At 51.7% G+C, this 8,541-nt stretch carries 10 protein-coding genes; 4 read left to right on the top strand and 6 right to left on the bottom strand.

Features of this window, described 5'->3' with window-relative positions; all coding sequences use genetic code 11:
- Positions 1-1,088: type IV secretory system conjugative DNA transfer family protein (locus BM069_RS19500; protein ID WP_170846802.1), on the bottom strand; the 1,088-nt coding region annotated here is incomplete at its 3' end.
- Between the two features lie 197 nt (positions 1,089-1,285).
- Here BM069_RS19500 and BM069_RS19505 point away from each other — a divergent pair.
- The 4 genes from BM069_RS19505 (at position 1,286) to BM069_RS19520 (ending at position 3,940) form a co-directional block, all read left to right on the top strand.
- The gene (locus BM069_RS19505; protein WP_170846803.1) at positions 1,286-1,645 is read left to right on the top strand and encodes a plasmid mobilization protein; all 360 of its coding nucleotides are present in this window, start codon (positions 1,286-1,288) and stop codon (positions 1,643-1,645) included.
- Positions 1,614-2,891 (top strand): relaxase/mobilization nuclease domain-containing protein, encoded by a 1,278-nt coding sequence (locus BM069_RS19510; protein ID WP_093326209.1) that lies wholly within the window; start codon positions 1,614-1,616, stop codon positions 2,889-2,891. The genes BM069_RS19505 and BM069_RS19510 overlap by 32 nt, the downstream gene beginning before the upstream one ends.
- Positions 2,892-2,961: 70 nt before the next feature.
- Positions 2,962-3,198, top strand: coding sequence for a helix-turn-helix domain-containing protein (locus BM069_RS19515; RefSeq protein WP_093326211.1), 237 nt, complete (start codon positions 2,962-2,964; stop codon positions 3,196-3,198).
- Positions 3,191-3,940, top strand: coding sequence for a hypothetical protein (locus BM069_RS19520; RefSeq protein WP_212611570.1), 750 nt, complete (start codon positions 3,191-3,193; stop codon positions 3,938-3,940). The genes BM069_RS19515 and BM069_RS19520 overlap by 8 nt, the downstream gene beginning before the upstream one ends.
- Here the strand turns inward: BM069_RS19520 and BM069_RS19525 are convergent.
- The 5 genes from BM069_RS19525 to BM069_RS19545 all read right to left on the bottom strand — a co-directional run.
- Positions 3,929-4,831: a DNA adenine methylase gene (locus BM069_RS19525; protein WP_212611571.1), complete on the bottom strand. Its 903-nt coding sequence runs from the start codon at positions 4,829-4,831 to the stop codon at positions 3,929-3,931. The two genes, BM069_RS19520 and BM069_RS19525, sit on opposite strands and share 12 nt — an antisense overlap.
- A gap of 61 nt (positions 4,832-4,892) precedes the next feature.
- Positions 4,893-5,309 carry a hypothetical protein gene (locus BM069_RS19530; RefSeq protein WP_093326214.1) on the bottom strand — a complete coding sequence of 139 codons (417 nt, stop codon included), beginning with the start codon at positions 5,307-5,309 and terminating at the stop codon, positions 4,893-4,895.
- A gap of 562 nt (positions 5,310-5,871) precedes the next feature.
- Positions 5,872-6,933, bottom strand: coding sequence for a replication initiation protein (locus BM069_RS19535; protein WP_139216262.1), 1,062 nt, complete (start codon positions 6,931-6,933; stop codon positions 5,872-5,874).
- 664 nt (positions 6,934-7,597) lie between these two features.
- Positions 7,598-8,188 carry a hypothetical protein gene (locus BM069_RS19540; protein WP_139216263.1) on the bottom strand — a complete coding sequence of 197 codons (591 nt, stop codon included), beginning with the start codon at positions 8,186-8,188 and terminating at the stop codon, positions 7,598-7,600.
- Positions 8,188-8,541 (bottom strand): TraM recognition domain-containing protein (locus BM069_RS19545; RefSeq protein WP_170846804.1); only part of this gene is annotated, 354 nt, incomplete at its 5' end. The genes BM069_RS19545 and BM069_RS19540, both read right to left, overlap by 1 nt.

The raw sequence follows: 8,541 nt of genomic DNA on the forward strand, positions 1-8,541 counted from the left end.
AGGGCTTTCATATGGCCGAGGACGTGTATTTCATCGAGGATCATCAGCCCTTTGGGGTCGTCACGCGGGACAGGTGGCGTCGCTTCCACTGCCGCCAGCATCCGATTGAGGAATAGGCGGAAGAAACGAGCATGGGTGTGCAGGAAGCCCGCAGGCAGGCAGAGATAGATTGATTGCCCGCCGAATTTCCATGCTTTGAGGTCAGGTTCTCTGCCCGTGTCGGACAGCATTTTTGCCATTTGTGGGGATGACAAGAACAGGATGTTTTGGCGCACCGTAGATAGGACAGAGCCGCGTTCTTCATGTCCCATGGACAAAAGCGCACCTGCCGCCGCCGCTGTGACGCCCCATGCGCGATCAGGGTCATCGAGCATGGCGTCCAGAAGATCATCAAAATAGGCGTCGGGGTTTGGCTTAGGGCGTTTTCCATTTTCATCGGCTGGGGGGGATAGGGGAAGATGCAGCAGGCGGCTGACCTCGACCAGATCCCGTTTCCCCGATGGTTTGGACGCCACCCATGCGTTGAATCCTCTGAGCACGAGGCGAGCGTTTGCGCTCCAGTGGTCGTTTTCTTTGCCCTGCTCAGATACGACAAGTGCATCTGCGATGCTGTCGCAATGATCGACAAAGAGCGGATCGGCGGGATCAAGATCGGCCAGAGGGTTGAATCCTGCTCGATACTCGTCGTCAACGTTTGCCCATCCAAATGGATCGAGCACGAATACATCTTGCCCCAAACCGCCCGCAGGAACACCACGACCACGGCCGCGGCGTTCTGCTGTTAGGGTGGCGTTCTCGCCTTTGGGATCGAGCACCAAAACCGACCCTTTGTAGATTGCGAGGTTGGGCAGGATGACCGAGACGCCTTTGCCGGCGCGTGAGCCTGCTACGGTCAACAAATGCCGGTCATCATCAAGGCAAATCCATTCGCCGTTTCGGTCTTGTCCAACAAGCGGTGCCGTTGGTTTGGGTGCCCATCGTTCGGATTGTGCCAGCCCTTCGGGTGGCACCCAAAGGGCACGGGGCGCACTGTCTTTCTGAGAAATTTCACGGGGGAGGCCGCGCGGCAGGTCTTCGAAACTAATCAACGTCAATCCTCGGTTACAAATGGGTTTGTGCAACTGTTACGCGCATTAAGAAAATGTTGACCCTTATTTGTCAAACTAAGAGAGTAGCGAGATATGTTTATAGTTCCTATAAACCGCCGCAACCAATGGTTACAACGTCTCGTTCAGGGGGTCTAGCACCACCCCCTAAAAACCCAGCTTGGGAGAAAGGACACGACATGGCACGACCGAAGATCGATCCCGCCAAACGACGCACGGAATCCGTGCGTGTGTCCCTTTCCCCTGTTGAGTTGGCACAACTCAACGCCAAGGCCGAGCGAGGCGAAACAACCGTCACCGCGTTTGTTCGTGCCTCTGCCCTTGGCAAGTCCGTCACCGTGCAACAATCGACTGCGCCTGATTTTGCTACCCGTGACGATTTGCGCCGTATCGGTGTCAATCTGAACCAGATTGCCAAGGCGATGAACGCGCAAAAAACCGTCGCGCCTGCCGAGCTTTTGGCCGTGTGTGCCAAGCTTGATCACCTCTTTGACCAATGGTTGAACCATGATCCCAAGAGTCGCCAAATCAGGCCGTAGCTTTAAGGGCGCGGGGCTTTATTACCTCCACGATAAAGGCGCATCGACCAATGATCGTGTGGCCTTCACCGAGACGGTGAACCTGCCGACCAATGACGCGGATCGAGGCATCGCGCACATGATCGACACGGCCACCCATGCCAACCAGTTGAAGCAACAGGCAGGCATCAAGGGCGGACGCCCCCTGCAAACCCCTGTGTACTGCTACAGCCTCGCTTGGCATCCATCCGAGACCCCAACCAAGGCTGAGCAGCTAGAGGCCGTTCAGGCGACGTTAAAGCGCCTTGGCGTCTCCGATCGACAGGCCGTCATTATCGGCCATAACGACACCGACCATTGCCATGTACATGTGATGGTGAACCGCGTTTGTCCGACCACGGGCAAGGCATCGACCATGAGCAATGACCGCCTGATTTTGTCGGACTGGGCGCATGAATATCGCGAGCAACGGGGTGAGCTTCATTTTTGTCCAGAGCGCAAGAAGAACCGCGAAAAGCGCAAGGGCGGTGAGTATATCAAAGATCAATCACCAAGCCCGCAGGATTGGCGGGCGTGGAAGAAATCCCAAACCAAAGATATTTGGGACACCTTCCGCGCTGACCGTGCGAAAGCGCGGGCAGATCGCAAAGGGCAATATGACGCCCTGTGGCAACAGAAGGAAAATCGCACAGCCCAACGCAAAGAGGAAATCAAAGCCCTCTTTAAGCCCAAGTGGCGCGACCTATTCAAGAAACAGCGTTATGAGCTGAAGAACTTTGACGCGGGATTTTTCGACCGCCTAGGGTTCGCCATGACGCGAGGTGGGCGGAGCAAAATCATCGGATTTCTGCAAGCCGTGACTAATGACGGGGCATTGCGGGCTGATTTTGTGCGCGACCAGGAGCGTGAAAAAAAGCAGTTAGGCCAGGAACACAAAAATCGCATTGCCGATGCGTCTCGCGAGGTGCGGAAGGCGTGGCAGTATGACCATGACCAGTTGAAGGCCTCACACGAGGCGCAGGATCAACGCGCCTATGACGACACCAAGGCCAAATCCGCTGAGATATGGCAGGAGCGGCCACGCGACAAGTCAGGCAAGGATTTTGAACAGACGGCCGACCGTCGCAAGGATCACAGTAAACGCAAAACCATCGACCAGATCACGCGGGAGCAATTGGGCGAGGACAAGATCCGCGAGATCCAAAAGAAGACCCGCAAACGCGCCCGAAGGCGTAAGCGCGACGGCGGTCGAAAGTTTGAGCCGTGAAAATGCGAAAGTTGCGTAAAGATAGCAATAGTCTGTAGACCAAAAGTCATCACAGTGTTCCCATTGTCGGATGGTAGAATCCACTAAAGACATTTCGCATTTACAAGAGGTTATAGCCTCTAATGTACGCAAGCGGCGCTTGCAGATGGGACTGTCTCAGGAAGAATTTGCTGACCTTTGCGGGTATCACAGAACCTATGTTGGTTCGGTTGAGCGTTCAGAACGAAATATCACCGTTGCCACTTTAGAAGCTCTTGCGAAGGCTCTTGAAATAGCGCCCGTAGAATTGTTGAGGGAAGATGGCTGACCTCGATAAAATACAGCGCACACCACAAAGCCTAATCGACCCTGCCTTGCTTGCTTTGTGCCTCAGTATCGAGGCTAAACGTGCACGCACTGTCATTGACCATATTCTAGAACATGGCATCATCACCAACGAAGAATTGAGCGATTTATACGGATATGACCATCCGCCCCGTGCTATTCGCGACGTTCGAGAAAACGGCATTCCACTCATTACCCACAACGTCATCAGTCCCAAGACTGGGCGTCGCATGGGCGCATATACGTTTGATGACGTATCAAAGATAAAACGTGGCCGAATTGGTGGGCGCAAGGCGTTTCCTAAGCGGTTCAAGCAGGACTTGATAGAGATGTACGGTGCACGCGATGCCGTTACAGGTGAAGGATTGGACGAGCGATATTTACAGATTGACCACCGCATACCTTATGAGGTGATAGGCGACGACAACAGTGGAGCTAAACTTGATCCCGCAGAATTTATGCTACTGGATGCCTCGTCTAATCGTGCAAAAAGCTGGTCATGTGAACATTGCGACAATCTCATCACCAAGCATGACCCTCAAATTTGTCGGCGGTGTTTTTGGGCATTTCCAGAGGATTATGACCACATAGCTGAAACGCAGTCGCGGCGGGCAGACATCGTTTGGACAGGCGAAGAAGTACAGGACTATGAAAAGCTGAAAGCCGAGGCGCAGGCACTGTCAATGGAAGTTCCTGCGCTAATAAAACAGAAGTTACGCGAGTAGGCGGTTCTGTTCTTTGTGGGCAGGCATATTCATATCAAGAAGCTCTAATCCGTGTGACACATAAAGGCTTTCAACGGTCATCGCATCACTACCATTCAAGGTCGCTTGTGATGACCGTCCCGCGCTAATTTCTAGCATGGTTGCCTTGATTGAATTAGGCAGTGGATCGCCATAGGTTTTGTCACCCGTCCGACCGTCATATGATAGGACGTAAGGTACGTTTCTAACATCAAGGCCATGTAGTGCTTCAATCAACGTGTCGCGGTCCAATTGGGCGGCATAGCGTTTATCTGGCCCATAAGAGGTTCCCTGATAAGGTGGGTCCATATAGACAAAATCAGCAGGCGAGGCATCACTAATGCACGTCGTGAAATCTCCTTTGTAGAGCTGCACACGGCCTTTCAGAAGTTTGCTAACAGCATGAACCGTTCGGGTTACTTTGTCAGGTTTCATGCCTGTGCGTCGTTTATCGGCGGACTGTGTAAAGTGACCATGCTTGTTAAATCTCACAGCGTTTTTTACGCACCTTGCAACCAGATACAGGAGTTGCACTGGATCAGCTTCTTGGTTGTAAGCCGAGCGGACTTCGTTGAAGTGCTGTGGGTTGTCCAATTGGCCATGCCATAGCTCACTATATTTCTCGGAGAGTTCTGTTGGGCTATCAATGATCATTTCCCACAGGTCAATCAGCACACCGAAGCTGTCACCAATCACGAAGTTTTCCGCCTTGCCGTGGGTTGCGGCATAGATGGTGATAGCCGCAGAACCCGCGAACGGCTCATAAAGTGTCTCTATGCCATCTGGGATGAGTTGGCATATTCTCGGAGCGAGTGAACGCTTACTACCTTGATATGGGATAGGCTGAATCGAAAGTGGTTTCATATGTGTCATGGTGCGGCATGCTATATTAAGTCATCATCCGTGGATAGGGATTTGTGGCTTTATCCACAATTCAACCTGACTTCGCGGGCAACAGGCCGAAGAACCGACGCCCCCCCTGCCCTTCTCTCTGATCCGTTAGGCGTGCCATGGCGGTGCGCATATCTTCGATGTGTTGGGATAGGTTTTCACGCTCTCTTTCTCGTTCCATGTCCGTGCGTTCCACCTCACGTCGAAGCGCTTTAACTTCCGCCTCTAACTCCGCGATTTTTATACGGTTTTCGTGGTTTTCTATAGGGGGCGTAGTTGCGGTTTCTGTGGGGTGGTTAGTGCCAGTTTTCGGGTACACCCTCTCTAATTCAGAGGGATCAATCTCCCAGTGCCCCTTGTCGTTCTTTGTCGCGCTCAATCGCCCTGATTTTATTGCATCTAATATGGTTTTCTTCGTTTTTCCTGCCTCTTTAGAGGCTTGGTTCGCTGATAGTTTCATGCCTGTATACCTTGCTCCCGTGTGGGGGTGTGGTTGCGGTTTTTAATACTGGTGTTGCCCCAGTTACTAACCGCATGATGGCATATTCGCATAATGTGTCAAAGAGGGCAGGCAAATAGGCACATTACGGGCTATCGGCTCTCATGTGCTTGCGACCCTGTGCTCAATTAGCTTCACAGTTTTTCTGATACGCCACCGATGCTCTAGTTTTTCGCGACCCAAGTCGGTTTTATAAACGATGTTATGACTCCGAATAGGAGGCTTCCTACTGCGGGAATACCGAGCAATACACCAACGAATGCTATGGCTGCGGGGTCTTCAGGGTCAGGTAATATTCCCCAAGCCAAAAAAATGCAGGACAGAGCCAAGGCGGCGATTCCTGTTTGTATATAGTGATTTTTCAATCCTTTTCCGTAATCCTGTTTGTAAGCGCCGCAAGCCGCGCATGTTGTTGCTCCCGTGTTGAGATTTGTTTTGCAAAATGGACACTTGGACATTTTTTTACCTGAGTTTGGCTGTGCTTGATCTATCGACTGTTTTTGACCGAGAGGAATATACGGTTCTATGCCCGTCCTAAAGACTGTTTGTACTTGAGCTTTGTGAAGTTCATGAACGCGCCGCCGACGCTCTTTAGGTCTTTGCGCCCCTTGCTTTCCCAGTGCGCCCAGAATTGCCGTTCTACCTCGCCCATATCGAGCGTGTGGCGCGTTTCGTTATCTGCACGGGCGATCATGGCCGAGGTGAGGGCAGGGCGTCCCTTGGCCTTCAAATCGGCCAAACGCATTTTCTTAGATTTTGCCGAGCGAATGTCGCGCTCCTGTTGGATGCGTTGCGGTGTTTTGGTCAGCTTGAAACAGATTTCATGATAGAAACGGCCTTTGCGTAGTGGTTCATATTCAACCGTAAATCCTGCCCCCAGAGGGTCAGCGTTGATCTGTTCCATGGCAGGGCGCAAAACCCATTTTTTGAAGTCCTTCCAATCCTTGTAGCTACCGTCAGGCACTTTCAGCCATCGGCGCAATTCTTCGATGGTGACACGACATTCGCCATCGCGACGGTTGGCGAATCCTTCAAGTATTTCATACAGCGTGACCGCATATTTGCCCGATAGCTTGATCAGGAAATGCACCCTCAGACGGGCAAAGCGCAAAGGCTCTTTGATGATCGGGATCAGCGGTTCAGGAAACCAGAAATGCAATTCTGATCCGCGCTTGCCTTTGCGTGGGACGGAGGCCGTAAAGATGTTCGTTACCGTGTCATAACGTTCATCGTTATAGGTCACTTCAAATTCAACGGTGGTTTGCGCCAGACGCTTTGCACTTGCCCAAATCCAGTCCGTCGAATGCTCACCGCCTAAGGCACGAAACACCGCATTGATGTCTTTGATCGCGACCGAGTGTCCGCCTTGTTGCCCTAATTCCTCAAAGGCGACATGAAGCAGGAACGTCCATAATTTGCGATCCTTGGCGGTGTATGGGCCTTGCACGTTCGTTATGACGATTGGCAGAGGCACAGGCACAGTTGCGGGATCGTCGCGCTCTACGATCCACGGATTGCCTGTTGCCTGTATGCCCTCAAGTTCGCTTTCCTCAAACAGGGAAAGCGCAAGTTCTTTTTGCTCCATGAATCGATGATGCCAGAATCCCAAGGGGGAGCAAGCTGTTTTTCATCCCTCCCCTTAAAGCAAGCAAACCCTCGCCGATTTTCTCCCCCTGAATGGTTCGAGATGTTTTGCCGATTTTCTCCCCCTGTTTGCCGATTTTCTCCCCCTGAATGACCATTTTTGCCGATTTTCTCCCCCCCAATCAGATTAACTTATTGATTCAATTCAGGGATTTAGGGGGGAACACCATATAGAACACATAGAACAACACACGGAGCATGTGGATAAGTGTCTAGAGGGGACACAAACGGCAAAGTTATGACTAAAAGGAATCCGCCACAGGCGGATGCTCTGCCCCTATGTGCATCCCAAAGGGATGCGCGGGGCTAAGGTTCGCTCTAGCTTACCTCTGGACAGGGGCGACGTGCCTTCAAACCATCAGGACGGCCTTCGCTGAATTGATCCCTGATCCATGCCAGAACATCCATCAAGGGCAAGCAGGCTTTGCCTGTGCTACGCACCCTTGACGGACAACCTGTCACGGCTCTTTTCGGGATCAGCGAAAGCGACCCGACGGACAGGCACTAGAAATCATCCCCATCCTGATTAGGCGACACAGCCCCCGCATGACAATGAAGAGAGGGGGTTTGGAGCGTGAGCAACGCGAACCGTGTTCTAATCGGGATCAGTAATCAGGCATCCCAAAATCGCCGTTCACCTCGCCAAACTCTTTTTCCTGTGACTGTTTCTTTTCGACGTTACGGATAGCATCAAGAGCCTTTGCCAAAGCATCGCGGATTTCATGACAAACATCGAATGACCAGTTGTTTTCAGAAATAGTTACAGGCGCAGAGTCGTTGATCCACATGCGAATGAGCGAAGGATCAGACATTGAATTTCCGTTGCCATCCTTCTGTGGAGTAATTCCAGTTAGCTGAGATTTCACGCCATAATCGAAGCGCGTGATTTCTGTTGTCGCATAGTTCCGCCCCTTAAATGTGACGGCTTGAGTGCCAAAATTTACATGGTTTGGGACTGTCGTAGAACCCGACCGAAACCAGATGACCGTCACGATTAGCGCAACCATGAGAATGCCCATAAAGGCAAATCCTCCACCACTCACGGCAGTGAACATTGATACCAGAAAGAGCGGAAACCAAACGAGACCAATGACCCACTGAATGGACTTGTTTTGATCGTTTGCTTTCACGTCGTTCCATGCAACCCGCAATGTATCGTCATGCCATGTTGCGCTTAAATTCAGTTGTTTAGCCATCACCGCAAATCCTTCCAAAACACACGGTTAAGGCCGAATGGTTTTTCATCAGCCATCAGTACCAATTTGTTACCTTTCTTTCGACCGAAGGCGAGAGCTATCTCATAGGGCGCAAGCAATGGCACGTTGACAATGGTTTCACGTTCACCAGTTGCGCCACCCTGTTGAGATTGTAGGGACGTGTTTTCAGGTTGGACTTGCACCGATAACGATTGCCCCATTCGTTTAGAGAGATAGTCGAGCGTGGTCATATCGGCGTTGCCAAATGCCTCGATGATCCCTGCATTGCCAAGAAAGGTTTCCCATGAATTTGGGTAATGCGCTTTCAGCTGGGACAAGTCCTGCAACACCGT

The organism is Shimia haliotis (assembly GCF_900114415.1).
Lineage (GTDB): Bacteria > Pseudomonadota > Alphaproteobacteria > Rhodobacterales > Rhodobacteraceae > Shimia > Shimia haliotis.